This is a genomic window from Methylophaga thalassica MP (genome assembly GCF_000214595.1).
Taxonomy (GTDB): domain Bacteria; phylum Pseudomonadota; class Gammaproteobacteria; order Nitrosococcales; family Methylophagaceae; genus Methylophaga; species Methylophaga thalassica.
Window position 1 is genome coordinate 430,773 of record NZ_AFIG01000001.1, and the last position, 25,337, is coordinate 456,109.

Below are 25,337 nucleotides of genomic sequence, written 5' to 3' on the forward strand. Positions count from 1 at the left end.
CTTTTTAACGGAGTAAATGATGGAATCAATAAAAACTTTTATTGAAGAGATCAGCTGGTCTGCCATTATTACTGCCAGCTTGCGAATGGTGCTTATCTTTATTATTGCCTGGGTGGCGACGTGGTTGATGAAATCGGCACTGCAGCGCTTTGAAGTAAGACTGGTCGGGAAGGCGACCGCGAGGGGCGAGTCTTCATTGGAATCCAGAAAGCGCATCGAAACCATTGTCAGATTGTTAAAACAAGCCGGCCTATTGGCAATATGGATTACTTTTTTCCTGATTATATTAAGAGAAATTGGCGTGGAAGTCGGACCGCTTATTGCCAGTGCCGGGATTGTCGGCTTGGCGATTGGCTTTGGGGCGCAAAACCTGGTGAGGGATGTGATTTCAGGCTTTTTTATGATTCTGGAAAATCAGATACGGGTCGGTGATGTGGCCGTGATTAATGGTACCGGTGGTTTAGTAGAGGCCATTAATTTCCGCACCACCGTATTACGCGATTTGGCCGGTATTGTGCACTTTTTTCCAAATGGCACGATTACCACACTAAGTAATATGACGACTGAATGGTCAGCTTATGTGTTTGATATCGGCGTGGCGTATAAAGAAAATACCGATGAGGTAATAGAAGTCATTCGGGAAGTCGCTGATGGGCTGATGGCCGACGAAGATATGAAAAACTTGATTCTTGAACCACCCGAGATTTTTGGTGTGGATAAACTCGATAATTCGGCAGTGATTATTAAGGGCAGAATCAAAACGCTGCCCATTCAACAGTGGACGGTTGGCCGAGAGTTTTTAAGACGCATCAAGCTGAGCTTTGATGAGAAAAATATCGAAATTCCATTCCCTCACAGCACGGTTTATTTCGGCGAAGCCAGTAAACCATTTGACGTGAAATTGATGGAAGCAGCCGCGAATCAATCAAAAGAGACATAACCCCATTTACCCTCATGTTTGACCGGTGCCAAGCCGTTATTAAACGGTTTGGCATCATCATACTGAGGAGGAATAACCAGCTCACCACGTTGGTTGATATAACCATAATCCCAGTAATCTAAGGTGACGGCTGCCAGCCCTTCCTGAAAAGACTGGCCCCATTTATATTGAGGTTCGATAACAAGCTTGCCCGTTGCATCCAGATAGCCGACTTTTCCGGCTTTTTCTACTCTGGCCAGACCATCTCTATATGACCAGGCATTATCATAAAGCGGGCTGACCAGCTCATTTCCTTGTATATCAATATAGCCATATTTGCCATTATGCATCACCACGGCTTTACCTTCACTAAAGGGCTGAGCGTGCTCATATTCTTTATCATTTAATAAAGTGCCGTCTTGAGATATAAACCTCCAGCTTTGATTGTTACTGACTAAGGCGCGCTGCTCATTAAAAGAGTAAACAGTGTCGTATTTGGGGGTAATCACTATATGACCTTGAGTGTCTACATAGCCCCAACCATCATTTGTTTTCACCGCTGCCAGGCCGCCACTAAAGCGCTTTGTGTCACGAAATTTTGCCTGAACAACCCATCTGCCTTGTTCATCAATAAATCCCCAGGAGCCATATTGTTTCACAGCGGCTTTGCCTTCCTGAAAGATGTCAGCTTTATCAAATCGGGGAGAGATCACCCACTCACCTTTTGTATTAATGAATCCCCACTTATCTTCTTCTAATACAGCTGCTAAGCCTTCATTAAAAGAGGTTAGTTTCTTAAATATGGCAGGAATGACTATCTGACCACTGGTATCAATAAAACCCCAGCGCTGATCAATGCGGATTGGCGCAAGTCCCTCATTAAACGCTTTTATTTCAATGTGTTTTTGAGGCGGCAGAATAAATTCACCAACCGTGTTGATAAGACCAACATAAGGTATGCCTTGTTTATTCTGTACAACAATAGCGGTGTCTTGATAGAAGGGGCTAACGGCATCAAAGTCATAATTAATGACTATCTTATTTGCCATGGCAGCAGAGAATGGCATGAGAGAGAAAGTCAGAAGGATTTTAATCATAAAACGTTTCATCATCATCACCTTTGACGTTGATTGTTAACTTGAGTCTCTGCCGCTTAACGTGAATTTCACGTGAACCTAATAACAATATAAATCAAAGGTTTATTTTATATTTGTAGGGCTTTCAGAAATGGGTTGTCGATGTTAATCAGAGGGCGTTATTGGCAGGTTTTTCAACGGACAGTGACGGCACTGATGGTATCGCTATGTAATGCTTGTTCACCCGTGACGGTATTAAATGCACTGGTACCAGAAGATGGTTATCAAAAAATAGCGGACCAGGCTTATGGTACGAGCCAAAGACAAAAGCTGGATATTTATCTGCCTGGAGCAGCTACATTCAAACAACCACTGAAGACAATCGTATTCTTTTACGGTGGCAGTTGGGACTCAGGTGATAAAGCTGATTATAAGTTTGTTGCAGAAGCGCTGACATCTGCTGGCTATATTGTCATCATTCCTGATTATCGTTTGTATCCTGAAGTGGTCTTCCCTGAATTTGTCGATGATGCCGCACGGTCGATGGCTTGGGTGTTTGAACATATTCGTGACTACGGTGGTGACAAACAACAGGTATTTATTGCCGGGCATTCGGCCGGGGCACATATTGCAGCATTATTAAGCTTGAATGCATCATATTTGGCTAACTACGGTTATAAGCCAACAGATATTCAAGGCATGATTGGTTTGGCCGGGCCCTATGATTTCTTGCCTTTAAAGAGTCAGCGCTTGAAGCATATCTTTGGCCCTGAACCAGAGCGCTGGCAAAGTCAGCCGATTCAGTTTGTTGATGGTGAAAACCCGCCAATGTTACTGATGGTAGGTAACAAGGACCACACGGTGTTACCCAGGAACAGTATTAATCTGGCTGCAGAGATTAAGCGGAAAAACGGTCCGGTTCAGCTTGTCGAGTTTGAAGCGCTAAATCACGTAGCCATGGTTTCTCATCTGGCTAAACCTTTAAGAGGCGATGATAAGCTCAGGCAAACCATTATTGAATTTATTAATCAGTTTTAGGCGCAGGGGCGGGTAATAAAGGTAATTGGCTAAAAGCGGGACAGATCGTGATGCTCAGCCCTGAATCAATTTGATGCTTACCTTCCACTGCAAATAAGGGATAAGACTGACCTGCTGAAAGCTGTGTTGCCGGTAACGTCAATAAGATCTGTTTTTTATTAACGACCTTTGTTTTTATAGGCAGCCAATCATCACCAGACTTGAGTAGCCATTTTTTTTCTGGACTATCCACCATTCCAGATAAGGTCACTGTTTCGGTTGTTCTGACGCAGCCCGAGGGTGATAGGGACAATGAGGAGGAATGGTTAGAATTGAGTGGCGTAAAACGATTCACACTGGGTTTTGTTACCGCTCTAACATCAGTGTCAGCATTCGCTTTTGATACAAACATTAGCAGAGAGGCCAAGAAAAAAGGCACTGTTAAAAACAGTGCCTTGTTGTTTAAATTAATCATATTCAGGCAGAAATACCTTTTGATGTCATCACAATCATCTTTTCAACCTGCATATCTTCCATCGTGTAAGGAATACCACCTGTACCTAAACCGGAGTGTTTTAAACCGGCAAAAGGCATCCAGTCGACGCGGAATGCGGTGTGTTCATTAATCATCACAGCCGACGCATCGAGCTTGTCAGCCACATACATCGCCGCATTTAACTCGCGACTGTATACCGAGGCCTGGAAGGCAAAGGGCAGACTGTTAGCCGCCGCCAGAGCCTCATCAATATCATCAAATGGATACACATTGACGACAGGGCCAAACACTTCAGATGTGGTGACTTTGGCATTCGCTGGTGGGTTGAATAACACCGTAGGTGCGTAACAGTTATCAGCTAATGCTTTACCACCACACAGACATTCAGCACCAGCGTTAATGGCTTCCTTCACCCAATCATCAATCCGAGTTAGCTCAGATTTTTTGATAATTGGGCCCACTTCCGTATCGGCTGATACCGGATCTCCCACTTTAAGCTGTTTGGCCGCTTCCGCTAATTTTTCTGCCAATTGTCTGGCAATAGAGCGATGAGCATAGATCCGTTGTACAGAGACGCACACCTGGCCTGCATGATAAAAACTACCTTTGCTGAGACCGGGAATAGCCGCTTCAATATCAGCATCTTTAGTCACAATAACCGGAGCCACACCCCCATGCTCAAGGGCGCATCGTGTGCCGGGGGCGAGTTTTGAGCGTAAATACCAGCCCACTTTAGCGCTACCGATAAAGCTCAGAAAGGCCACACGATCATCGGTGACCAGAGATTCGGTATCTTCGTGACTTTCCGTCAGTAAAGCCTGACACCAGCCCTCTGGCAAACCGGCTTTATGGAATATTTCCACCAGGCGGAAACAGGATAAAGGTGTTTTTTCAGCAGGTTTTACAATGACCGGGCAACCTGTGGCAATCGCCGGACCGACCTGATGAGCGATAAGATTAAGTGGATGATTAAATGCGCTGATGGCAACCACTACACCAATTGGTTCTTTACGTATTGTGGTTAAACGGTGCTGCGAGGCTGGATTAATACCCATGGGAATCGTATGCGGTGCATCATTTCGCAAGCCATCAATACAGGCACGAATACTATCAATACAGCGATTCATTTCGACCTGAGAATCAATAAGGGGTTTACCACCTTCTTCAGCCGCACCGACAGCGAGACTTTCTGCCTCTGCTTTCATCATCTCAACGGCTTTTTCGAGAATGCCGATACGTTCAACAACGGAAAGCCACTGTGATCGGTCTTTAAATAGCGAATGTGCCGTGCTTAAGGCTTTATCAATATCCGCTTTATTTGCTTGATCGACAGTGCCGAGTAATTGTTCATTAAAGGGCGAGAAGACTTCCGCCCGGGAAGCATCCGTTTTTGATAAACAAGCGATCTTCAACGGAAAATGGGGCGTGGTCATTATATAAGCTCCTTATAAAATACAGATTTTTTGTTTCAGGCCTTCACTAAGGATGGAGTAATTCAGCGAGTAATCAACAGCCAGATCAATCAGGTGAACCCCTTTGGCATTGAGAGCGTAATCAAGGGTTTTGACGAACTCGGCATGACTGGTGGGTCTGTGACCAATCGCGCCATAGCTATCGGCATATTTGACAAAATCGGGGTTATTAAAGTTAAGGCCATAATCTTCAAAGCCCATACCTTCTTGTTTCCACTTGATCATGCCATAGGCGTTGTCGTTGAATATCAACACGACCAAATCAAGGCCTAGTCTGACAGCGGTTTCCATTTCTTGTGAATTCATCATAAAGCCGCCATCACCACAGACAGCCATGACTTTATGATCCGGATTCAGCATTTTCGCCATCATCGCGGTGGATAGTCCTGCTCCCATTGTGGCGAGGGCATTGTCCAGCAGCAGTGAGTTGTAGTAATAGCTAGGATAGTTTCGAGCAAACCAGATTTTGTATACCCCATTATCCAGAGCGAGGATATCTTCTTCACCCATGGCTTCACGAATAATGCGTACTGCACTCTGCGGCAGGATAGGGAAGCGTTCATCATCGCTGTATTTGGACAGCCGTTCATTTACTTCTTGTTTTACTCTGTAGTAATACGAAAAGTCCCAATGTGGTTGAACTGTTAAACCCGTACGCAGACGATTAATGGAGGTGGCGATATCACCGACTACATCGAGTTGGGGGAAGTAGACAGGATCAATTTCAGCGGCATGGAAATTAATATGAATGACTTGAGCGCCGCCATCTTTCATGAAGAAAGGCGGTTTTTCTACTTCATCGTGACCCACATTAATAATCAGATCCGCTCGTTCAATAGCACAGTGTAAGAAGTCCGATTCTGACAACGCAGCGGTACCCAGATAGCTATCATGCCGCTCATCAATCACGCCTTTGCCCAGTTGCGTGTTGAAAAAGGGAATACCGGTATGTTCGACAAATTTTGTTAAAGCAGCACTGGCTCGTTTACGGTTGGCTCCGGCACCGATTAGTAGTAGAGGCATTGACGCCTCTTCAATCATTTTCAAAGCATGTTGAATCGTGCGGTTATCGGCGTCCGGACGGCGGATAGTTTCAACCGTGTATATACGCTGATGAGCTTCTTCCGCAGCAATGTCCTCCGGAAGTTCAATATGAACTGCGCCGGGTCGTTCTTCGACGGCGATACGGAAAGCCTCACGAACAGTGGCGGCGATAGTGCTGCCATGCACGACTTGTTTGGTGAACTTAGTGATCGGGCGCAGCATATTGACTACATCCACAATCTGAAACAAGGCTTGTTTGCTTTCTTTGATGGGTTTTTGCCCGGTAATGATCAACATCGGCATACCACCTAGTTGTGCATAAGCGGCAGGGGTGACCAGATTGGTTGCGCCAGGCCCAAGTGTCGATAAACATACACCAGGTTTACCCGTTAGCCGCCCGTAGTTGGCAGCCATGAATCCTGCGCCTTGTTCGTGGCGAGTAATAATCAGCCTGATAGAGGAATGCTTTAATGAATCAAGAAAATCCAGATTTTCTTCGCCGGGAATGCCGAAGATATATTCGACCCCTTCGTTTTCCAGTGCTTTGACGAGTAGGTCTGATGTTTTCATGATGCGTCCTTATCCGTTGGTTTCAGGGGGCCGATCTGTTTTCTGTTAACTTGATTATATAGTGATAATTCAGCTTACCGCTATGGGTTAATAATGCCAATTTCAACCCGACGGTTCATCGCACGCCCTTGTGAGGTCAGGTTTGACCGAATAGGTCTGGTATCGGCATACGCTTCAACTCTGAATTGTTCGGGTTGTAAGCCTTTATTACCCAATAATGCATGCACTACTGATGTTGCCCTCGCTGCGGATAACTCCCAGTTCGACCGATAATTTAAATTGCTCAGTGGGACGTTATCTGTATGTCCTGCGACTACAAAAGTAGTATTGAGTTCCGTCAGTACATCAGAGATATGAGCAATAACCGGCAATATCCCGGATTTTAAAGTTGCTTGTCCTGAGGGAAAAGAAGCATTTTCATTAATGCGAATAATGACCCGGTCATCAATAGTTTCCAGACTCAGCTGCCCTGCTGTAATCGCTTTGATGAATTTTTTCTGTAGCGTTGCCATTAGGCTATTCAATTTTGCTCTCTGATACAAATTGGCATCATGAATTTTGATGACACGTTCGTCGTTCAGGCTTTCTTGGAAGATCTTAGAGAGCGGTGATGGTGTATCTGTAGGAGATGGGGAGAAGGTCTGTTTAATGATGCTGGTGGCTTTGACGATCTCTTCGGGCGTATCTTTTTTTACGCCAAAAGCATTCTCCATCGAGCGAACCACGACTTTGTATTTAAGTGCGTCAATTTCAGCCATACTGAGCAGCAATACAAAAAAGCAAAGTAACAAAGTCATAAGATCAGCGAAAGTGGCTAAATAGCGAGGGATTCCACTGCTTTGTTTCTTCATATTGGGTCGGTATTGGCTCTGGTTATTCAAATCTACTCGCTTTTGTCCGACCAGTTCGCATTATCTGATACCTTTATGCTCTTTTAGGGGTATAGATATTGCTATGCGAATCAATCGTATACACGTTAATATGTTGCATTAATACGTATGTTGCAAGTGTTGTTGAGAAGCTTGCCTGTGTATAAAAGCGATAGTGGTATAAGTCACTATCGATTTTTCCCCAAGGATTGCGAGGACGCTCTTTGTGAAAAGAGCTTATATTTCATGTCGTTAAAGCGATAGCCAGTTATGTACACCAACACTTATACAAGAATGGCATTCTATAGCATACTGGCTGTGCTAGCTGTGATCTTCATCTCAGTAGCGACATTTATTAGTGAACGTTTAGATGATAATTATCGCTCTGAGCAATACGCACAGACTCAAAACTTCTTGACGGAATATCAGAACCGCCTAAGCACCGAGCTACAAACTCATATTCAACTTATTCGTGGTCTACCAAGCCTGTTTGCCGTCAATCAGCATTTAACGCAGAAACAATTTGCGGAGGCTGTCGGTTATTTGGTGAATAACGAGTCAGAAATTCGCAACATTGCTGCGGCGCCGGACATGATCATTAAGTACATGTATCCGGTGGAAGGCAATGAGCTCGCCATCGGCCTGGATTATCGTAAAGAACCTGAGCAGTTTGAGGCTGCTGACAGGGCCAGACGCACGCGTGAGCTTGTGCTGGCAGGGCCGCTTGAATTAAAGCAGGGAGGAACAGGGTTGGTGACTCGTGTACCTGTGTTCTTAAACGATGAAAATACAGGTGAAGAATATTTTTGGGGGCTCATTTCAGCAGTTATTGATGTCGATAAGTTTTTTAGTCACGTGGGTTTGAAGGATCCCATGCCGTTTAAACTGGCAATACGTGGTAAAGACAGCCTTGGTAGACAGGGTGCCGTGTTTTTTGGGGATCCGGCATTGTTTCAGCAACCGACGCTGATACAGACCCTCAAATTGCCAGAGGGAGAGTGGATACTCGCTGCCGAACCTAAAGGTGGTTGGTCAGGATTACCCCAAAATTACTGGCAGCAGGTGGTAGCGATCTATGGCATTGCTAGCATTGTTTTTTTATTGTTGGCAGCCATTATTCGCTTTGTGTTGGTGGCATCTATTGCGAACTATAAATATCGCAATCTGATTCAATCATCACCAGTGCCTTATGTGTTAATGGACAAACAACAACGAGTGACGTTTATTAACCAGGCCTTTAAAGAAACCTTCGGTTATTCGCTGGAAGATATTGAGTCTCTACCAAATTGGCGCCAATTAATTGCTCAGGTGCAGCAGCAGCGAGAAAAACTGAAGCAGGATTTCGTAACTGAAGTGACTCATATCAGCAGCATGAGCAATGCCTTTGAGATAGAAATTCAGACTAAATCAGGTAAATCGCGTGTTGTGCTGGTTAGTTCTTCAGTCGTTGAAAATACCTTTGGTGATGAAACGTTACTGGTGATATATGACATCACTGTACGTAAGGAAGCGGAAGAACAGTTACGGTTTTCATCACGCGTATTCAATCAAGCACACGAAGCCATCATGATCACCGATACCAGAGGTGTGATTACCGATGTTAATCCGGCGTTTTGTAACATCACAGGTTACAGTCGTGAAGAGGCAATAGGTCATACACCTCATTTATTGAGTTCCGGTAAACACCCTCCTGAGTTTTTTCAGAACATGTGGAAATCAATAACGGAGCATGGCTATTGGCAGGGTGAGGTCTGGAACTGTAGAAAAAATGGTGAACTATATGCTGAACTGTTAACCGTCTCTTCCTTAATGGATGATGACGGTACGACGCGACATTTTGTCGGGTTGTTTTCTGATATTACTCAGGCAAAAGAACAGCAGGATATTCTTGAGCTGATGGCGCATTACGATGTGCTGACAAAACTGCCTAACCGCGTCTTGTTCGCTGATCGTTTTTCACAAGCAGTGGCTCACTGCAAACGCTCTGGCAGCATGCTGGCCATCTGTTTTGTTGATCTGGATGACTTTAAACCCGTTAATGATACTTATGGTCATGATGTGGGTGACCAACTACTGGTCGAGGTGGCTAACCGATTAAAAAGCAATGTGCGGGAAGAAGATACGATTTCACGATTTGGTGGGGATGAATTTGCCATTATTTTTCGTGATGTTGAGTCAGTCGAAGAGTGTGAAGAGATGCTGAAACGCATTCATCAGTCGATTGCTCAACCCTACCACGTGGATGATTTACGCCTGAACATCAGTGCATCAAGCGGGGTCAGTTTTTACACTCAGGAAAATGATGATCTTGATACTTTATTGCGTCATGCTGACCAAAGTATGTATCAGGCTAAATTATCTGGCCGTAATCATTATCAATTATTCAACCCGGCCGACAATCAGTTGAATATCGAAAAACAACAGCTACTACATGATATTCGCCAGGGCTTGCAAAGCAATGAATTCCGATTGTTTTACCAGCCTAAAGTCAATATGACGACTGGCGAGGTGTTTGGTATGGAAGCCTTGATCCGCTGGCAACATCCAACACGTGGTTTATTAACGCCGCTGAAGTTTTTACCACTGATTGCCGACAGTGAATTAGAAATTGAAATGGGGCAGTGGGTTTTGCAGCAAGCGCTTCAACAACTGCAGCTATTACATCATGCTGGCTATCGCATCTCAATAAGTGTCAATATTGCTTCTTACCATTTGCAGTCGGCTTACTTTGTGGAAACTGTGGAAGCTATGCTGAATCAGTATCCGGATATCAGCACAGACTACCTACAGCTGGAAATTGTGGAAACATCCGCATTGGGTGATATCGGTGCTATCACCAAGATCATCAGAAAATGTAGAGACTCTCTTGGTGTTTCGGTCGCTTTAGATGATTTTGGCACGGGTTATTCCTCTCTGACCCATTTACGTCATTTGAATGCGGATACCATTAAGATTGATCAGAGTTTCATTCGTGACATGCTTGATGACCCCCAGGATTACACCATTGTGGATGGTGTGACCGGACTGGCGGAAGCCTTTAATCGACAGGTTATCGCGGAAGGGGTGGAAAGTGTTGAACATGGTTTGATGCTATTGCTCATCGGCTGTGAGAATGCACAAGGCTATGGCATTGCTAAGCCGATGCCGAGTGATGAAGTGCTTCCCTGGCTAGCACATTACCATGCTGATCCTCAGTGGCTGGCTGCGGTGGACTTGCTGCTCTCTCCCAGACAAAAAGCCTTGCGTTTTTTATCTCTGACACTGGAGCGGTGGCGAAAAGTATTTTTAAGTAATTTTGATCAAAATATTGATTCTGCCATATCAACACAATGGCCGATAATGGATATTCATTACTGTCACTGTGGTACATGGATTGAACGTGTTAAAAATCAGAATCTATTTGAAGAATCCTGGCTCGATGAACTTGCGAAAACACATCGGGAATGGCACACACTGGCTACTCAAATGCGAGAGTATGCCTTAGCTGAAAAAATGTCTGATGCCATAGCTTGTGTTGAAGACTTTGAGAAGATCTATCAGCGATTATTGTTCATGATTAGCGGTATCGAGAACGATATATTTTTCATTGCAAGAGAGCCTGGTCAGAACTAACTCATCACAATTTCAGTCTCAATAGAACTTGAATGAAAAGGGTGAAACAAAATGCGGTTTTTGCTTCCAATAGTGATGTTGCTTCTCAGTGCGTGTAGTAATTTGCCTGTGGCAATAAAAGAAGCCCCTTCGCCTGATTGGCAATTGAGTCAGGTGGCTACGCAAGCAGAACAGCATAAGGGAGATAGCATTCGCTGGGGAGGACAAGTGGTGAAAGTGGAGAATGATGATAACGGTTCCACCATCCATGTCGTTCAGTTTCCACTCAACAGTTTTGGAAGACCCGATAGTGATGGTGTCAGTCAGGGCCGCTTTCTAATCCATTCAGATAGCTTTATCGACCCCTACATCTATAAAGCCGGTACATTAATCACGGTAGCGGGGATTGTTAAAAACAAAGAGACAGTCACTATCGATAAAAAATCGATGAGCTTACCGGTAGTGACGGCTACTCAATTGTATCGCTGGAGTAAGAATGATTACTCACGTGATCCTTATTGGCGAGGTCATCCGTACTATTATGACCCCTTCGCCTATGGCCCGTATTACGGGCCAGACTTACGCCCTTCATGGCGTTATTATGATGGCTACTATTGGTAACCTTATTCGACTATCTCAATTAAGGTTTCACCGGGTGTAACGCGGTCGGCTTTTTTCACATGCAGTGCTTTTACTGTGCCAGAGATATTAGCCAGCAACTCGGTTTCCATTTTCATGGCTTCCATGACTAACAAGGCTTGGCCCGCTTCCACTTTGTCACCTTCCTGCACCAGAACATCAACAACATTGCCTGGTAGTGGTGCCGTGACATGTCCAGGATCTGTCGCTTTCTTACGACCACCAGCATTACTGCTGCTATCGTTGACATACTCGTTTAAGGCCTCGAAAGTCACTTCTTCGGGCATGCCATCAATAGAAATGTAGAATTTGCGTTTACCGCCACCGACGTCACCCACACCTGTGATGGCGATATCGTAGCTTTCACCATGGACATCGACTTTAAATTCAGTGGCAATGCCTTCTTTATTATTGCTGGCTTCAGTCACCGGTAATAATGGCTCTGGTTTCAAGGTACCTTCAGCACGTTGTTGCAGGAATTCACGGCCAAGATCAGGGAACATGGCAAAAGTCAGCACATCTTCTTCAGATTTCGCTAAGTCACCGATATCGGCTCTCAGCTTATTGAGCTCAGGTGATAGTGCATCAGCGGGACGAGACTCAATGACTTCTTCGTTACCAATCGCTTTTTTCTGCAATTGAGCATTAACAGGTGCGGGTGGCTGACCGTAACCTCCTTGTAAATAACGTTTCACTTCATTGGTGATCGTTTTATAACGCTCACCGGCTAACACGTTATATACCGCTTGAGTGCCCACAATTTGTGAGGTTGGGGTAACCAATGGTGGATAACCCAAATCTTCACGGACACGTGGAATCTCCGCAAATACATCACGAATCCGGTCCAATGCGTTTTGTTCTTTTAATTGGTTGGCGAGATTTGACATCATGCCGCCAGGAACCTGATTGATCTGTACTGACACATCTTCGCCAGTGAATTCACTTTCAAACTGATGGTATTTTTTGCGAACTTCGCGGAAATAGTCAGCAATTTCGGATAACAGGTTAAGATCAAGCCCGGTATCCCAGTCTGTATTACGTAGGGCTGCCACTTGCGACTCTGTGGCTGGATGACTGGTACCGCCTGCAAATGACGAAATGGCGGTATCGATACGATCCACACCTGCTTCAATTGCTTTCAGCTGACATTGTGCTGCCAGACCTGAAGTGGCGTGAGAGTGAATGACTAACGGTAGATCGACTTCCGATTTAATTGCTTTAACTAAGTCATAGGTCGGATAAGGGGCTAATAAACCGGCCATATCTTTGATGGCAATGGAGTCTGCGCCCATGTTTTGCAGATCTTTGGCCTGTTTTACGAACAATTCAGGCGTGTGAACCGGGCTGGTGGTGTAGCTGATGGTGCCTTGAGCATGTTTACCGGCTTTTTTCACCGCTTTCATCGCGGTTTCCAGATTGCGCAGGTCATTCAGCGCATCAAAAATACGAAATACATCAATACCGTTTTCAGCCGCACGTTCGACAAAAGCACTGACCACATCGTCAGCGTAGTGACGGTAACCCAGCAGGTTTTGGCCACGTAATAACATTTGTAACCGGGTTTTAGGTAAAGCCTGTTTTAACTGTCTGAGTCTTTCCCAAGGGTCTTCTTTTAAATAACGAACACAGGCATCGAACGTCGCGCCACCCCAGACTTCCAGTGACCAATAACCGACCTGATCGAGTTTGTCACAGATAGGCAGCATATCGTCAGTGCGCATACGCGTTGCAATAAGTGATTGGTGGGCATCACGCAGAATGACATCAGTAACTTCAATTTTTTTCATAAAATCTCCAGCAGTGTTTAAGGCTTACCAGCCTGCATGGGCTGCAATTGCAGTGGCCAAAGCCAGCGCCACTGCGCTGGGACGTCGTTTATTCGAATAGTTGAGTAATTCCGGATGGTTAGGCACAAAACTTGTGTCGAAATGACCAGAGCGGAAATCGGGATGATTGAGAATCTGCTTGTAATAATTCTCTGTGGTTTTAATGCCGTGCAAACGCATATCATCCAAGGCGCGTTGACCACGACTAATCGCATCTTCCCAATCCAGTGCCCAGACCACCAATTTCAGACACATGGAGTCGAAATAAGGTGGAATTTCATAACCGGTATATATTGCTGTATCAACACGTACACCCGGACCACCTGGTGCGTAGTAATGCGTAATACGTCCGAAACTGGGCAGGAAATCATTTTTTGGATCTTCGGCGTTAATCCGGAACTGTAAGGCATAACCGCGATAGGCGATATCTTGCTGGCGGTAGCTTAATGGTAGGCCAGATGCGATGCGCAACTGTTCACGCACAATATCAATACCTGTAATTTGTTCGGTAATGGTATGTTCTACCTGAACGCGGGTATTCATTTCCATGAAATACACTTCATTACCGGTCAGTAAAAACTCGACCGTGCCGGCATTTTCATAATTCACTGCTTGAGCGGCTTTGACAGCAAGACCGCCGACATAATCACGTTGTTCAGGAGTGAGCTGCGGACTGGGTGCAATTTCAATCAGTTTTTGATTACGGCGTTGAATGGAACAGTCACGCTCGTATAAATGCACCACATTGCCCTCGCTGTCAGCCAGGATTTGAACTTCAATATGGCGCGGATTCACGATACATTTTTCAAGGAAGACTTCAGCCGAACCAAAAGCTTTTGTTGCTTCAGAAATGACACGTGGATATTGTTGACGCAGCTCATTGGCACTGTCACAACGGCGAATACCACGACCACCGCCGCCAGATGTGGCTTTGATCATTACCGGATAACCCACTTCTTCAGCGAGGGCTAACGCTTCGTCTAAATCGGCCAAGTTGCCGTCAGAGCCCGGTGTAATAGGGACGCCGGCATCACGCATGCTGTCACGGGCTGCAGTTTTGTCACCCATCTTTTCGATGACGCTGGATTTCGGCCCAACGAAAGTGATGTTATTTTTTTCACATAAACGAGCAAATTCGGCATTTTCAGATAAAAAACCATAGCCTGGATGGATAGCATCGCAGCCCGTTTCAACCGCTAAGTTCACAATACGCAATGGGTCAAGATAACCTGCCAGTGGATCATCGCCGAGTGAATAGGACTCGTCTGCACGTTTTACATGTAAGGCATAACGATCGGGTTCGGTATAAATAGCAACTGAACGGATGCCCATCTCTGCACATGCGCGGACAATGCGCACGGCAATTTCACCACGATTGGCGATTAACACTTTTTTCAACATGAGCTACTCCAGATTGAATCTAGGAAATAGGCTAGAGTAATTCATACATAATGAAAAATTGATATAATTTTGATTAGTGATAAGTAATTACTTATATATAAGGTTTCTTCATTTTTATGTCATTGACTTTACAGCAATTAATCAGTCGACTGTCTTTCCGTCAAATGCAGGTATTCCTGGCGGTATACCAACAACAAGGTTATGGAAAGGGGGCAGAAAGTTTAGGCCTGACTCAGCCAGCCGTCAGTTCACAAATCAAAAAGCTCGAGTCGGCATTAGGCCAGCCGTTATTTGAATATGTCGGTCGTAAGCTCTACTGCACACGTGCGGGGGAGCGGGTTGCTGAACATATTGAAGCCATTTTTGAGCAAGTGGCGAGTCTGCAAAGTGATCTGCATAAGCTTGAGGGGAAATTGTCAGGTGAACTAAATCTGTGTGCGGTCAGTTCAGCTCAATACGCGGTGCCGCATTTATTACGCGGTTTTTTACAGTTGTATCCATCGGTAAACGTCAATCTGAATATTGTTAACCGAACGCAGGCGATTGAAAGGCTTAATGACAATAAAGAAGATTTGGTGATTATGGGGCTGGTGCCTAATGATCGCTCATTATCGTCTTTACCCTTTCTCGATAATGAATTAATACCCGTGGTCCCTGTTCATCATCCGCTGGCGACAAAAAAAAATATCCATCCCCAGCAGTTTCTTGATGCGAAGTTACTGAGTCGTGAATCTGGGTCGGGCAATCGTCTGGCACTTGAGCAACACTGTCAGCAGCAGCGTTTATCACTCAATGTGACCATGCAGTTTGGCTCTAATGATGCATTGAAACATGCGGTTTTAGCGGGATTAGGTGTGTCAGTATTGCCGAGATTGAGTGTATTGTCAGAATTGCGTCTGGGCCAATTGGTAAGTCCGGTTATTAAAGGTTTTCCATTACGCCGCAGTTGGTGTCTGGTGTCACCGCAAGGCAAACATGCGACGCCTGTTACTCAGGCTTTTTTAGAATATATTCAGACTAACCTGAAAGAAATTCATCAATATTTTCAGTCACTTGATATTGTTTAGGGTTTAGTTAATAACTCGTCAATATTGATCTGGTGATTGGCCCGTTGAATTTTAGATTGCAGATAAAGATGGTTATGACGATTAGCAAAGACACCGGTGGGCCGGGTTCCATGCACCTGAATACCGGCATTTTCCAGTTGCTGGCGTTTATCCGGATTATTGGTCATGAGCATAATCTGATTAAGACCTAAGGCATTGAGGATGTCGGCCGCCGCCTGATAATCGCGTTCATCGACGTTATGGCCGAGTTTAAGATTGGCGGTAAAGGTGTCGTGCCCCTGTTCTTGTAAGCGATAGGCATCCAGCTTTTCATAGAGGCCAATGCCTCGGCCTTCCTGACGCAGATACAATAAATAACCACCTTCTTTATTAAACAAACTCAAGGCTTCCTGCAATTGCGGTCCACAATCGCAGCGTGCTGAACCCAATGCATCACCTGTGACACATTCTGAGTGCAATCTCACTAATGGGTGCTGTGGATCCGGGCTGCCGAGTTTTAACGCAAAATGTTCTTTGTCATCTGCTAAACCTGAAAAACTATACATTTCTGCCATTGCTTCACTGCCATCAGCCAGAATGATCGGCAACTGAACAGTTGTCCGAATCGCCACGGGTGACGTGTCTCTGGAAGATTGAAAACAGTGTTTAATTCGTCTGAGCAACGCAGTGAATAGGTTAGGGCGGTTTGTGTTCACAATGTAAGGCAACGTTAAATAAAGCAATCGGCAATTTTACTGCATCTGACTCTTTTTAAGAATAATTTATTGAAATAACGGAAGGTTTTCCCGCTCTGCCATAGCCAGGACGATCATCAGATTGAAATATCTCTGACGCATACTAAGGGATCGGCAAATAAACATGATGAGGCGTGTTGCGTGCAACAAATCAAGCAAACAGAGCATATATTCCATTTAATTTATGACTTGCTGAATCGTCAGGAACTAGTAGAAACACTGACAATGCGACAAGAAAATAAAGGTAAACAGGCTTTGGTCGAATTGCTCACCGTAAAACAATATCAAGGTGAAATTCAGCAATTGTTAAATCGCTTACATCCATACGATATTGCGAACTTGCTTGAGCAATTACCCCCTGTGCAACGTTCTTTTATATGGCAACTGCTTGATAGCGAGCATATGGGGGCCGTATTGCTCGAGTTATCCGACAGTTTACGGCAAACATTATTAGCAGAACTAAACCCGACGGATTTGATTCGGGCAGCATCGCATCTTGATACCGATGAAATCGCCGATTTAATGCAAGAATTACCCGATGAAGTCGGTCATAGTGTTTTATCTTCATTACCAGAACAGCAGCGTGAAAATGTCCAGTCCACCTTACTTTTTCCTGAAGAAAGTGTCGGTGCATGGATGGAATATGACTTTACCGTGGTATTTGATCATCAAACCTTAGATCAAGTGTTACGTGAATTACGGCAGAAAGGGAAGTTGCCAGATGAGTCGGGTTTTATTCTGGTGATTAACTCGGCAGGTTTATTTCAGGGATTGTTGCTTGTCTCGGATTTATTAATCAAATCTGGTGAGTTGCGGGTGGCAGACAGTATGTTGAAACAAGTCCATATTTTTCATACTACCGACTCTGCTGATGAAGCAGCACGTGATTTTGAGCGTTATGAACTATTGGTTGCTCCGGTCATTAATGCGCATCAGAAACTGGTTGGCGTATTGCGTGTCAGCTCCTTGATGGATTTACTGGAAGAACAGTCCCAGCGTCAGTTTCTGGCTCAGGCTGGTTTATCGAAAGAAGAAAACCTGTTTGACCCGATGATGAAGTCAGCAAAAAACCGTTGGCCCTGGATTGCGCTTAATCTGGTGATTGTATTGATTGCTTCCCGGGTCATAGATCAGTTCCAGACCACCATCAGCAGTATGGTGGCGCTAGCTGCATTATTGCCGATCACCGCGAATATTGGCGGAAATACGGGCAATCAGGTGGTGGCGTTAGTGATTCGTGGTCTGGCATTAAAACAGCTTGATGCTAATAATCTGCGGCGTCTCTATATAAAAGAGTTTTCCGTGGCTGCTGTTAACGGTTTGATATGGGGAAGTCTGACCGGATTGTTAACCTTAATTTTGTATCATAACCTGGGTTTAGCTTTTGTGATGATGCTAGCGATGTCATGCACGATGGTGTTAGCGGCATTAATTGGGGTCAGTATTCCATTGATTTTAAAAAAGCTGAAACAGGATCCGGTGCTGGGCAGCAGCATTATTACCACCGGAATGACGGATACTCTGGGGTTTCTGATATTTCTAAGCCTGGCTTCTTTGCTTTTACCGACGTGAATGAAAGGTGGATATTTTATCTGCACTCAGGAAAATCCTGAGTGATCAAAAGAAAAATACGCTATTGCGATTTGTTACAGGCTCGTAATATGGGAACCGTACTAACAAACACAAAGCGAGGTGATTATCATGTGGACTAAACCAGAATATTCAGACATGCGTTTCGGTTTCGAAGTAACTATGTACATCTGCAACAGATAATAGTTTCTCAAATCGAGAGCAAAAAAGCCCCACTAGTTGGGGCTTTTTTTATGCCTGCAGAAAAATTATCTACGTAAATTTCCTGATATACATGAATTCAGATAGACCCTAAGCTGAGCATCAGTTTCTGCATAATGAAGATAGGGTGGCTTTATGTTCAAGGTTGGCACAGTCAAACAAATCTGGCGGTATCCGGTCAAAGGGATGGCGGGAGAACAGCTTGAACAAGGTTATTTAGGCGAAAATGGTTTAACCGGTGATCGTATCTGGGCATTGCAGGATACACAGCGGCAGGAAATTCAAAGCTGTAAGTTTCGGCCTCAATTATTGCGTTGCAGTGCGAAGTGTCGGCGTGGTGATGCGAGCGGACCCGACGATCAGGTCGATATTACTTTTCCTGACGGCGCAGTGATTGGCAGTGATGAGCCGCAGGTGAATCAGTTGCTGACCCTGTTGACGGGCTTCGATTCCACCTTGCAGCCGCTCAAACCCATTGAAGAACAAGATTTCTACAAACGTTATAAACAAGACGATCACACCTGGCTGGAAGAATTAAAAGCCACGTTTGATCGGGAGCCGGGAGAAGCTTTACCAGATTTGGATAACTTGCCCGAACAAGCCCAGGAATATGTGTCCTTGCCCGGCACATTTTTCTTAGTCACGCCTTTTCATCTGCTCACTACGGCCACTCTTGATTATATGAAACAGCTTAAACCCGAGTCTGATTGGGCTGTGGAACGCTTTCGTCCCAATATTGTTATTGAAACCTTACCGGGGATGGAAGGCTTGGTTGAACAGGCCTGGTTAGATAAAACGATTCAGATTGGTCAGACTTATGTGCAATGTTGTGGCACAACACCACGTTGTGGAGCGATCACCCGACAACAGCGCCATATTCCCACAGATACAGGCATGCTTCGAACCATTGTGAAGCAGGCTGATCAGAATCTGGGCGTTTATGGTGTGATTGCTGAAGCCGGTATAATCCAGATTGGTGATGAGGTTTTCCTTAAATGATGCGCTTCACAGCCCATTATTTTTCAACAAAAGCACGCTCGATTACATAGTCGCCAGGCACACCGATACGAGGGGAAACCACAAATCCTCTTTCATCTAGTAATGCCGCTGTGTCATTTAACATTTGTGGGCTACCGCAGATCATCGCTCTGTCGTGGGCAGGATCAAGCGGCGGTAAGCCAATATCTTCAAACAGTTTGCCACTAGTAATCAGATCCGTCAGTCGCCCCTCATTTCGGAAGGGTTCACGTGTCACGGTGGGATAATAGATCAACTTCTCTCTGACCAGCTCACCAAAGAATTCATTCTCAGGTAATTCTTTTTCAATAAAGTCGGCATAGGCCAGCTCACTAAGATAACGCACCCCATGTACCAGAATAATTTTTTCAAAGCGGTCATAGGCTTCAATATCCTGAATTACGCTGAGAAAAGGTGCGAGTCCGGTGCCGGTTGAAAACAAATACAGGTTTTTACCCGGTTTGAGATCATGAACCACCAGGGTGCCTGTCGGTTTTTTACTGACTAGAACTTCATCACCTACCTTTAAATGTTGCAGGCGTGAGGTGAGTGGCCCGTTGGGGACTTTGATGCTGAAAAATTCCAGATTTTCATCATAATTCGGGCTGGCAATACTGTAAGCACGGACTAATGGCTTATTGTCGACCTCAAGGCCAATCATCACAAATTGACCATTTTCAAAACGCAGACCCGGATCACGAGTCGTTTTGAAGCTAAACAGATTGTCATCCCAGTGATGTACGCTTAATACGCGTTCGCTTGCAAATGTACTCATCGTTATCTCTTTTTATGAAAGGGCATTGGTTAAAGTTGGCACGGCATCAAACAAATCAGCGACCAAACCGTAGTCAGCCACTTGGAAAATCGGTGCGTCAGGATCCTGGTTGATGGCAACCACAATCCGGCTGTCTTTCATACCGGCCGTGTGTTGCACCGCACCAGATACGCCGACAGCAAAATACAGTTCAGGTGCTACTGTCACACCTGTTTGACCGACCTGAATTTCATTCGGTGCATAACCTGCATCCACCGCTGCTCTGGTCGCGCCCAGTGCCGCACCGAGTTTTTCAGCCAATGGATTAAGTAAGGCATCAAATTTTTCTGCACTGCCTAATGAGCGTCCGCCTGATACCACCACTTTGGCCGAGTTCAGAGCAGGTCTGTCTGACTCAATACGTGACTCGCTGATCCAGCGTGTTTTAGTGAAAGGCGCTACTGCTGTAATAGTCGTTATTTCAGCCTGACCATTTAATTCAGCCGCGGCAAACTTGCTGCCACGCACTGTCAGAATTTGGCGTGTATCACGACTTTGTATAGTGGTGTGTACATTACCGGCGTAGATAGCACGCAGGTAACGATTGTCAGATTGAATGTCCAACACATCGGATATCATCGCTACATCATTGAGTGCCGCTACTCGAGGTAAAACATTGCGACTAAATGAAGAATGGGCAGCAATCAAGACCTGATAATCAGTGATTATCGAGTTAATTTGATTGCTGACATCTTCTGCGATCGGATGGGCAAACTGCTGCGCATCGACATGTAATACTCGACTGACGCCATGAATCGTGGCGGCCTGTTCAGCAATCTTTTCAGATTGGTGGCCTAAAACTAACAGGTGAACCGGCTGTCCCCAAGATTGAGCAGCAGTCACAGCATGACGAACGTCGTTATGTAGTTGCTGACCATTATGTTCTGCTAAGACTAATGTGCTCATAGTTCAATTCCCTCTTTTGCGCGTAGTTGCTGCAATAAAGCATCAACACTATCGACTTTGATGCCAGGCTTACGTGCAGGTGGTTCTGCCACCTGTAATAAAGACAGTCTGGCGCTAAGATCTGATACCAGATCTGCAGCCACGAGTGTTTCAATGGGTTTTTTCCTCGCCTGCATCAGATTCGGTAATTTGACGAAACGGGGATCATTCAAGCGTAAGTCCGCCGTGACCACCGCCGGCAACTGCAAGGCCAATGTTTCCGTACCGCCATCTACTTCACGGGTGACAATGGCTTCATTAGCTTCAATGTCTAAAGCCGAGGCGAACGTGCCCTGAGGGTAATTCAATAATGCGGCAAGCATTTGCCCTGCCTGCCCGGCATCATCGTCAACGGCTTGTTTGCCCAGAATAATCAGGTCTGGCTGTTCCTGTTCTACAACGCCTTTTAATAGTTTGGCGACTTCCAGCGATTGCACTTCAGCCTCATGTTCGACTAAGACGGCACGATCTACTCCCATCGCCAGTGCATGGCGAAGCACATCCTGATTAGCGGCTGATCCTATCGATACAGCAACAATCTCAGTGGCTTTTCCCTGCTCTTTCAGGCGAATAGCTTGTTCAATCGCATTTTCATCAAAGGGATTGGCACTCATTTTGACGCCGTCGATATCCACATTGGAACCATCGGCTTTGATGCCGACCTTGATGTTGTAATCCACTACACGTTTTATCGCGACTAAAATTTTCATCACATTTCCTCTTAAGGTTTGCTGAGCATTTTATAGTGGCGTACAATATTTGTTAAATTGATTATTTAGATATTATCTATCTAATAAATAGATATGTAAAAACATGAAATTCAGTCTAAGACAACTCGAAATTTTTGTTGCTGTCAGTCGAACAGGCAGTGTGTCCAAAGCGGCTCAGGCCGTGTTTCTTTCACAATCTGCAGCGAGTACGGCGCTGGCGGAATTTGAGAAACAATATAATGTGCAACTGTTTGACCGGGTCGGTAAGTCCTTACGAATTAACCAGGCGGGTCAGCAATTGTTACCGCATGCCGTGGAGTTATTAGACCGCGCCCAGGAGATTCATAACCTGATGGAAGGTCATGCTGGTTACGGTCTGATGAAAATCGGCGCGACACTGACCATTGGCAATTATTTGGCGACGTTGTTGGTCGCTGAGTTTTTACATGAGCATGACGATAGCCGTATTGAGCTGCAGGTTCACAACACCAAAACTATTATTGAACAGATTGCTAATCATGAACTTGATCTTGGTCTGATCGAAGGCGGCTGTCATCATCCGGATATTGAGGTGGAAACCTGGATTGCTGATGAATTAGTGGTGTTTTGTGCTCCGCAGCATCCGCTGGCAACGAAGAAAAAAGTAACTATGCAGCAGTTACTGGCCGAGCCATGGATTTTACGGGAGAAAGGGTCGGGCACCCGGGAGACCTTTGATCGTGCTTTTCATAATTACCATTCTCAGCTCAATATTCGTCTGGAGTTGGAGCATACCGAAGCGGTGAAACGTACGGTTGAATCGGGGTTAGGCATCGGCTGTATTTCTCGTTTGGCATTAAAAGATGCTTTCCGCCGTGGCAGTTTAGTGCCGGTGAATACACCCGCCTTAGATTTGGGGCGCTACTTTTATTTTCTCTGGCATAAGCAGAAATATCAGACCACTGGCATGCGTGAGTTTTTGGCTTTGTGTAAATCGATTACCGCCGATGTCTCTCGTAGTGACGAGGTTAATTTAACGCGAATAATTAAGGAATAAATCATGCAACGCGATGTAATGAATTATGACTTATTGATTGTCGGGGCTGGGCCAGCAGGGCTGGCTGCGGCTATCCGGTTTAAACAATTAGCCAATGATGCAGGAAAAGAGCTCAGCGTCTGTGTGTTGGAAAAAGCGGCAGAAGTCGGTGCACAAATTGTGTCTGGCGCGGTGATTGATCCCATCGCTTTAAATGAGCTGATACCGGATTGGAAAGAAAAGGGCGCACCATTAAAAACACCCGTAAGCGATGATAAGTTTCAGTTTATGACGGGCAATAAAGCCTGGACGATTCCCCACTGGCTGATGCCGCCCTTGATGAAAAATAATGGTAACTATATCGGTAGTCTGGGTGAACTATGCAGTTGGTTAGCCGAGCAGGCTGAACAGCTCGGTGTGGAAATATATGCCGGATTTTCTGCACAAGAAGCCTTATATGATGAGGAAGGTAATCTGATTGGCGTCATTACCGGAGACATGGGTAGAGATGCCCAGGGTCAAGAAACAGCACAGTTTGTTGACGGCATTGAAATTCAGACGCCTTTTACTTTTATTGCAGAGGGAGCCAGAGGGTCGCTGGCCCGTCAGTTAGAGTCACATTTCAAGTTGCGAGATGAAAACCGACCAGCCAAGTTCGGCTTAGGCATAAAAGAAATCTGGCGTATTCCAGAACAGCAACATCAGCCAGGTTATGTGAGTCATAGTTTTGGTTGGCCATTATCTGACGATACCGGCGGTGGGGCATTTGTGTATCACTACGGTGAGCAATTAGTGTCTATTGGGATGGTGGTGCATTTAGATTACAGCAATCCTTACCTGTCTCCTTTTGAAGAATTTCAACGGTTTAAAACTCATCCGGAGATACGGTCGATGTTAACGGGTGGTAAGCGTCTTAGTTATGGCGCCAGAGCGATTAGTGAAGGTGGTTTGCAATCTCTGCCCGATCTGATTTTTCCGGGCGGTGCATTTATTGGTTGCAGTGCAGGTATGGTGAATGTAGCTAAGATTAAAGGCAGCCATAATGCGATGAAATCTGGCATGTTAGCAGCAGAAGCCGCTTTTGATTATTTTGCTGCCGAGAGTGAGGGTGGTAAGCGTTTACTTATGGAATATCCCATTAAGTTAAATGACTCATGGGTTTGGAAAGAGCTGGAAAAGGTACGCAACTTTAAACCATTATTGTCACGGTTTGGTAATTTGGTAGGCGGCGCACTGGCTGGCGTTGAGCTGTGGTTAAGCGCTTTACATATTAAGTTTCCATGGACCTTAAACCATCAGCAAGCCGACCACGACAGTCTTAAGCCAAAAAGCCAGGCGGAAAAAATTGACTACCCGAAACCGGATGGTGAACTGACCTTTGATCGGCTGTCGTCAATCGACTTAAGCAATATTGTTCATGATGATAATCAACCTTGCCACCTGCAGTTAAAAGACAAAACGGTACCGATCAGGATTAACCTCACTAACTATGATGCACCAGAGCAACGTTATTGCCCGGCCGGGGTGTATGAAATTATCGAGCAGGCAGGTGAACCCTCATTACAGATTAATGCTCAGAACTGCATACACTGCAAAACCTGTGATATCAAAGATCCAACCCAGAATATTGTCTGGGTGCCACCAGAAGGTGGTAGTGGGCCGGTATATAAAGGCATGTAAGGGTGATACTGACTGACACCAACAGAATAAGAGGATGATGTGATGGCAGAAAATGATGCAAATCCAGAAATGGATGAAAAAACCTATGAGTTAGCTCAGCTGGTGTTTCAGTTAGTGCGCGATGGCAAAGCGGACGAGTTAAAGAAATCACTGGAAATGGGCTTGCCGGTGAATATCCGAACTGGCAACGGCGATAGTTTGTTGATGTTAGCCAGTTACAACGGTCACTACGACATGACAAAACTATTATTGGCGCATGGTGCCGACCCAGAACTTGCCAATGATCGTCAGCAAACACCGTTAGCTGGCGTGGCCTTTAAAGGCTACAAAGACATTGCTGAGTTATTGATTGAGCATGGGGCTAATGTCAATGCGACCACACCGGATGGCAAAACCGCACTGATGTTTGCTGCGATGTTTAACCAACTCGAAGTGGTGGAGTGTCTTCTGACGCATGGGGCTGATGCCAGTATGATGACGGATGAGGGCAAAACAGCCTTAATGTTGGCTGATGCCATGGGGGCTGCTGACACCCGGGAACGGCTCAGAAATGCCTGATACGCTTTGCCTGGCAAGTAGAGATAAATTGGTGCAGCGAACTGAATTGTGTACTATTAATTTATCCCATCAAGTAAAGAATGATT

The 25,337-nt window shown here is 45.3% G+C and carries 22 protein-coding genes; 11 read left to right on the plus strand and 11 right to left on the minus strand.

The features are described 5' to 3' along the window. Positions 1 to 19: 19 nt before the first annotated feature. Positions 20 to 940, plus strand: a complete 921-nt coding sequence (locus MAMP_RS02080) for a mechanosensitive ion channel family protein (protein WP_007144316.1) — start codon at positions 20 to 22, stop codon at positions 938 to 940. Here the strand turns inward: MAMP_RS02080 and MAMP_RS02085 are convergent. Next, entirely contained in the window at positions 922 to 2,016 is a 1,095-nt protein-coding gene (locus MAMP_RS02085) for a WG repeat-containing protein (protein ID WP_158005152.1), read from the minus strand. The genes MAMP_RS02080 and MAMP_RS02085 overlap by 19 nt on opposite strands. A gap of 141 nt (positions 2,017 to 2,157) precedes the next feature. On the opposite strand from MAMP_RS02085, the gene MAMP_RS02090 reads away from it, so the two are divergent. Further along, positions 2,158 to 3,033, plus strand: a complete 876-nt coding sequence (locus tag MAMP_RS02090; RefSeq protein ID WP_007144318.1) for an alpha/beta hydrolase — start codon at positions 2,158 to 2,160, stop codon at positions 3,031 to 3,033. Here the strand turns inward: MAMP_RS02090 and MAMP_RS02095 are convergent. From MAMP_RS02095 to MAMP_RS02110, 4 genes are all read right to left on the minus strand, one after another. Next, positions 3,020 to 3,424, minus strand: coding sequence for a hypothetical protein (locus MAMP_RS02095; RefSeq protein WP_139031822.1), 405 nt, complete (start codon positions 3,422 to 3,424; stop codon positions 3,020 to 3,022). The genes MAMP_RS02090 and MAMP_RS02095 overlap by 14 nt on opposite strands. A gap of 65 nt (positions 3,425 to 3,489) precedes the next feature. Next, on the minus strand, positions 3,490 to 4,941 hold the full coding sequence (locus tag MAMP_RS02100; RefSeq protein ID WP_007144320.1) for an aldehyde dehydrogenase family protein: 1,452 nt from the start codon (positions 4,939 to 4,941) through the stop codon (positions 3,490 to 3,492). 12 nt (positions 4,942 to 4,953) lie between these two features. Continuing rightward, the gene (locus MAMP_RS02105) at positions 4,954 to 6,594 is read right to left on the minus strand and encodes an acetolactate synthase large subunit (protein WP_007144321.1); all 1,641 of its coding nucleotides are present in this window, start codon (positions 6,592 to 6,594) and stop codon (positions 4,954 to 4,956) included. Positions 6,595 to 6,674: 80 nt separating this feature from the next. Beyond that, entirely contained in the window at positions 6,675 to 7,445 is a 771-nt protein-coding gene (locus tag MAMP_RS02110; RefSeq protein ID WP_007144322.1) for a flagellar motor protein MotB, read from the minus strand. A 288-nt stretch (positions 7,446 to 7,733) separates the two neighbouring features. On the opposite strand from MAMP_RS02110, the gene MAMP_RS02115 reads away from it, so the two are divergent. Beyond that, the gene (locus MAMP_RS02115; protein WP_007144323.1) at positions 7,734 to 11,075 is read left to right on the plus strand and encodes an EAL domain-containing protein; all 3,342 of its coding nucleotides are present in this window, start codon (positions 7,734 to 7,736) and stop codon (positions 11,073 to 11,075) included. 51 nt (positions 11,076 to 11,126) lie between these two features. After that, positions 11,127 to 11,675: a Slp family lipoprotein gene (locus tag MAMP_RS02120; protein ID WP_007144324.1), complete on the plus strand. Its 549-nt coding sequence runs from the start codon at positions 11,127 to 11,129 to the stop codon at positions 11,673 to 11,675. A gap of 2 nt (positions 11,676 to 11,677) precedes the next feature. Here the strand turns inward: MAMP_RS02120 and oadA are convergent, their stop codons facing one another. Both oadA and MAMP_RS02130 read right to left on the minus strand, forming a co-directional pair. Then, positions 11,678 to 13,480, minus strand: a complete 1,803-nt coding sequence (gene oadA / locus MAMP_RS02125) for a sodium-extruding oxaloacetate decarboxylase subunit alpha (protein WP_007144325.1) — start codon at positions 13,478 to 13,480, stop codon at positions 11,678 to 11,680. Between the two features lie 24 nt (positions 13,481 to 13,504). Further along, positions 13,505 to 14,920, minus strand: coding sequence for an acetyl-CoA carboxylase biotin carboxylase subunit (locus MAMP_RS02130; RefSeq protein ID WP_007144326.1), 1,416 nt, complete (start codon positions 14,918 to 14,920; stop codon positions 13,505 to 13,507). 116 nt (positions 14,921 to 15,036) lie between these two features. Between MAMP_RS02130 and MAMP_RS02135 the strand changes: the two genes are divergently transcribed. Beyond that, on the plus strand, positions 15,037 to 15,987 hold the full coding sequence (locus tag MAMP_RS02135) for a LysR family transcriptional regulator (RefSeq protein ID WP_007144327.1): 951 nt from the start codon (positions 15,037 to 15,039) through the stop codon (positions 15,985 to 15,987). On the opposite strand, the gene MAMP_RS02140 is transcribed toward MAMP_RS02135, so the two are convergent. Further along, positions 15,984 to 16,598: a GTP cyclohydrolase II gene (locus tag MAMP_RS02140; RefSeq protein WP_007144328.1), complete on the minus strand. Its 615-nt coding sequence runs from the start codon at positions 16,596 to 16,598 to the stop codon at positions 15,984 to 15,986. The two genes, MAMP_RS02135 and MAMP_RS02140, sit on opposite strands and share 4 nt — an antisense overlap. A 264-nt stretch (positions 16,599 to 16,862) precedes the next feature. On the opposite strand from MAMP_RS02140, the gene mgtE reads away from it, so the two are divergent. The 3 genes from mgtE to MAMP_RS02150 all read left to right on the plus strand — a co-directional run bounded on the left by mgtE (position 16,863) and on the right by MAMP_RS02150 (position 19,511). Further along, positions 16,863 to 18,293 (plus strand): magnesium transporter, encoded by a 1,431-nt coding sequence (mgtE, locus tag MAMP_RS02145; RefSeq protein WP_007144329.1) that lies wholly within the window; start codon positions 16,863 to 16,865, stop codon positions 18,291 to 18,293. A gap of 129 nt (positions 18,294 to 18,422) precedes the next feature. Further along, positions 18,423 to 18,494 (plus strand): pyrroloquinoline quinone precursor peptide PqqA, encoded by a 72-nt coding sequence (pqqA, locus tag MAMP_RS15830; RefSeq protein WP_081443609.1) that lies wholly within the window; start codon positions 18,423 to 18,425, stop codon positions 18,492 to 18,494. Between the two features lie 153 nt (positions 18,495 to 18,647). Further along, entirely contained in the window at positions 18,648 to 19,511 is an 864-nt protein-coding gene (locus MAMP_RS02150; protein WP_007144330.1) for an MOSC domain-containing protein, read from the plus strand. 16 nt (positions 19,512 to 19,527) lie between these two features. On the opposite strand, the gene MAMP_RS02155 is transcribed toward MAMP_RS02150, so the two are convergent. Genes MAMP_RS02155 through MAMP_RS02165 form a run of 3 tightly spaced genes read right to left on the minus strand, consistent with a single transcriptional unit; the run spans position 19,528 to position 21,998 of the window. Continuing rightward, on the minus strand, positions 19,528 to 20,304 hold the full coding sequence (locus MAMP_RS02155) for a ferredoxin--NADP reductase (protein ID WP_007144331.1): 777 nt from the start codon (positions 20,302 to 20,304) through the stop codon (positions 19,528 to 19,530). Positions 20,305 to 20,316: 12 nt separating this feature from the next. Next, positions 20,317 to 21,249 carry an electron transfer flavoprotein subunit alpha/FixB family protein gene (locus tag MAMP_RS02160; RefSeq protein ID WP_007144332.1) on the minus strand — a complete coding sequence of 311 codons (933 nt, stop codon included), beginning with the start codon at positions 21,247 to 21,249 and terminating at the stop codon, positions 20,317 to 20,319. Beyond that, the gene (locus tag MAMP_RS02165; RefSeq protein ID WP_007144333.1) at positions 21,246 to 21,998 is read right to left on the minus strand and encodes an electron transfer flavoprotein subunit beta/FixA family protein; all 753 of its coding nucleotides are present in this window, start codon (positions 21,996 to 21,998) and stop codon (positions 21,246 to 21,248) included. Before MAMP_RS02165 ends, MAMP_RS02160 begins: the two co-directional genes overlap by 4 nt. 103 nt (positions 21,999 to 22,101) lie before the next feature. Between MAMP_RS02165 and MAMP_RS02170 the strand changes: the two genes are divergently transcribed. The 3 genes from MAMP_RS02170 to MAMP_RS02180 are packed head-to-tail and all read left to right on the plus strand — an operon-like array spanning position 22,102 to position 25,251. Then, positions 22,102 to 23,034, plus strand: a complete 933-nt coding sequence (locus MAMP_RS02170; RefSeq protein WP_007144334.1) for a LysR family transcriptional regulator — start codon at positions 22,102 to 22,104, stop codon at positions 23,032 to 23,034. Between the two features lie 3 nt (positions 23,035 to 23,037). Further along, positions 23,038 to 24,693, plus strand: coding sequence for an electron transfer flavoprotein-ubiquinone oxidoreductase (locus MAMP_RS02175; protein WP_007144335.1), 1,656 nt, complete (start codon positions 23,038 to 23,040; stop codon positions 24,691 to 24,693). Between the two features lie 42 nt (positions 24,694 to 24,735). Further along, a complete protein-coding gene (locus MAMP_RS02180) occupies positions 24,736 to 25,251 on the plus strand; it encodes an ankyrin repeat domain-containing protein (protein WP_007144336.1) in 516 nt (171 codons plus the stop codon). Positions 25,252 to 25,337: the final 86 nt, after the last annotated feature.

Bases quoted from the DNA above. Each gene is read 5' to 3' on its own strand.
- MAMP_RS02170 (WP_007144334.1), top strand. From the start codon at position 22,102: ATGAAATTCAGTCTAAGACAACTCGAAATTTTTGTTGCTGTCAGTCGA.
- MAMP_RS02100 (WP_007144320.1), bottom strand. From the start codon at position 4,941: ATGACCACGCCCCATTTTCCGTTGAAGATCGCTTGTTTATCAAAAACG.
- MAMP_RS02105 (WP_007144321.1), bottom strand. From the start codon at position 6,594: ATGAAAACATCAGACCTACTCGTCAAAGCACTGGAAAACGAAGGGGTC.
- MAMP_RS02115 (WP_007144323.1), top strand. From the start codon at position 7,734: ATGTACACCAACACTTATACAAGAATGGCATTCTATAGCATACTGGCT.
- MAMP_RS02120 (WP_007144324.1), top strand. From the start codon at position 11,127: ATGCGGTTTTTGCTTCCAATAGTGATGTTGCTTCTCAGTGCGTGTAGT.
- MAMP_RS02180 (WP_007144336.1), top strand. From the start codon at position 24,736: ATGGCAGAAAATGATGCAAATCCAGAAATGGATGAAAAAACCTATGAG.
- MAMP_RS02110 (WP_007144322.1), bottom strand. From the start codon at position 7,445: ATGAAGAAACAAAGCAGTGGAATCCCTCGCTATTTAGCCACTTTCGCT.
- MAMP_RS02150 (WP_007144330.1), top strand. From the start codon at position 18,648: ATGTTCAAGGTTGGCACAGTCAAACAAATCTGGCGGTATCCGGTCAAA.
- MAMP_RS02165 (WP_007144333.1), bottom strand. From the start codon at position 21,998: ATGAAAATTTTAGTCGCGATAAAACGTGTAGTGGATTACAACATCAAG.
- MAMP_RS02155 (WP_007144331.1), bottom strand. From the start codon at position 20,304: ATGAGTACATTTGCAAGCGAACGCGTATTAAGCGTACATCACTGGGAT.
- oadA (WP_007144325.1), bottom strand. From the start codon at position 13,480: ATGAAAAAAATTGAAGTTACTGATGTCATTCTGCGTGATGCCCACCAA.
- MAMP_RS02175 (WP_007144335.1), top strand. From the start codon at position 23,038: ATGCAACGCGATGTAATGAATTATGACTTATTGATTGTCGGGGCTGGG.
- MAMP_RS02130 (WP_007144326.1), bottom strand. From the start codon at position 14,920: ATGTTGAAAAAAGTGTTAATCGCCAATCGTGGTGAAATTGCCGTGCGC.
- MAMP_RS02080 (WP_007144316.1), top strand. From the start codon at position 20: ATGGAATCAATAAAAACTTTTATTGAAGAGATCAGCTGGTCTGCCATT.
- MAMP_RS02085 (WP_158005152.1), bottom strand. From the start codon at position 2,016: ATGATTAAAATCCTTCTGACTTTCTCTCTCATGCCATTCTCTGCTGCC.
- MAMP_RS02135 (WP_007144327.1), top strand. From the start codon at position 15,037: ATGTCATTGACTTTACAGCAATTAATCAGTCGACTGTCTTTCCGTCAA.
- MAMP_RS02160 (WP_007144332.1), bottom strand. From the start codon at position 21,249: ATGAGCACATTAGTCTTAGCAGAACATAATGGTCAGCAACTACATAAC.
- MAMP_RS02095 (WP_139031822.1), bottom strand. From the start codon at position 3,424: ATGTTTGTATCAAAAGCGAATGCTGACACTGATGTTAGAGCGGTAACA.
- MAMP_RS02090 (WP_007144318.1), top strand. From the start codon at position 2,158: ATGTTAATCAGAGGGCGTTATTGGCAGGTTTTTCAACGGACAGTGACG.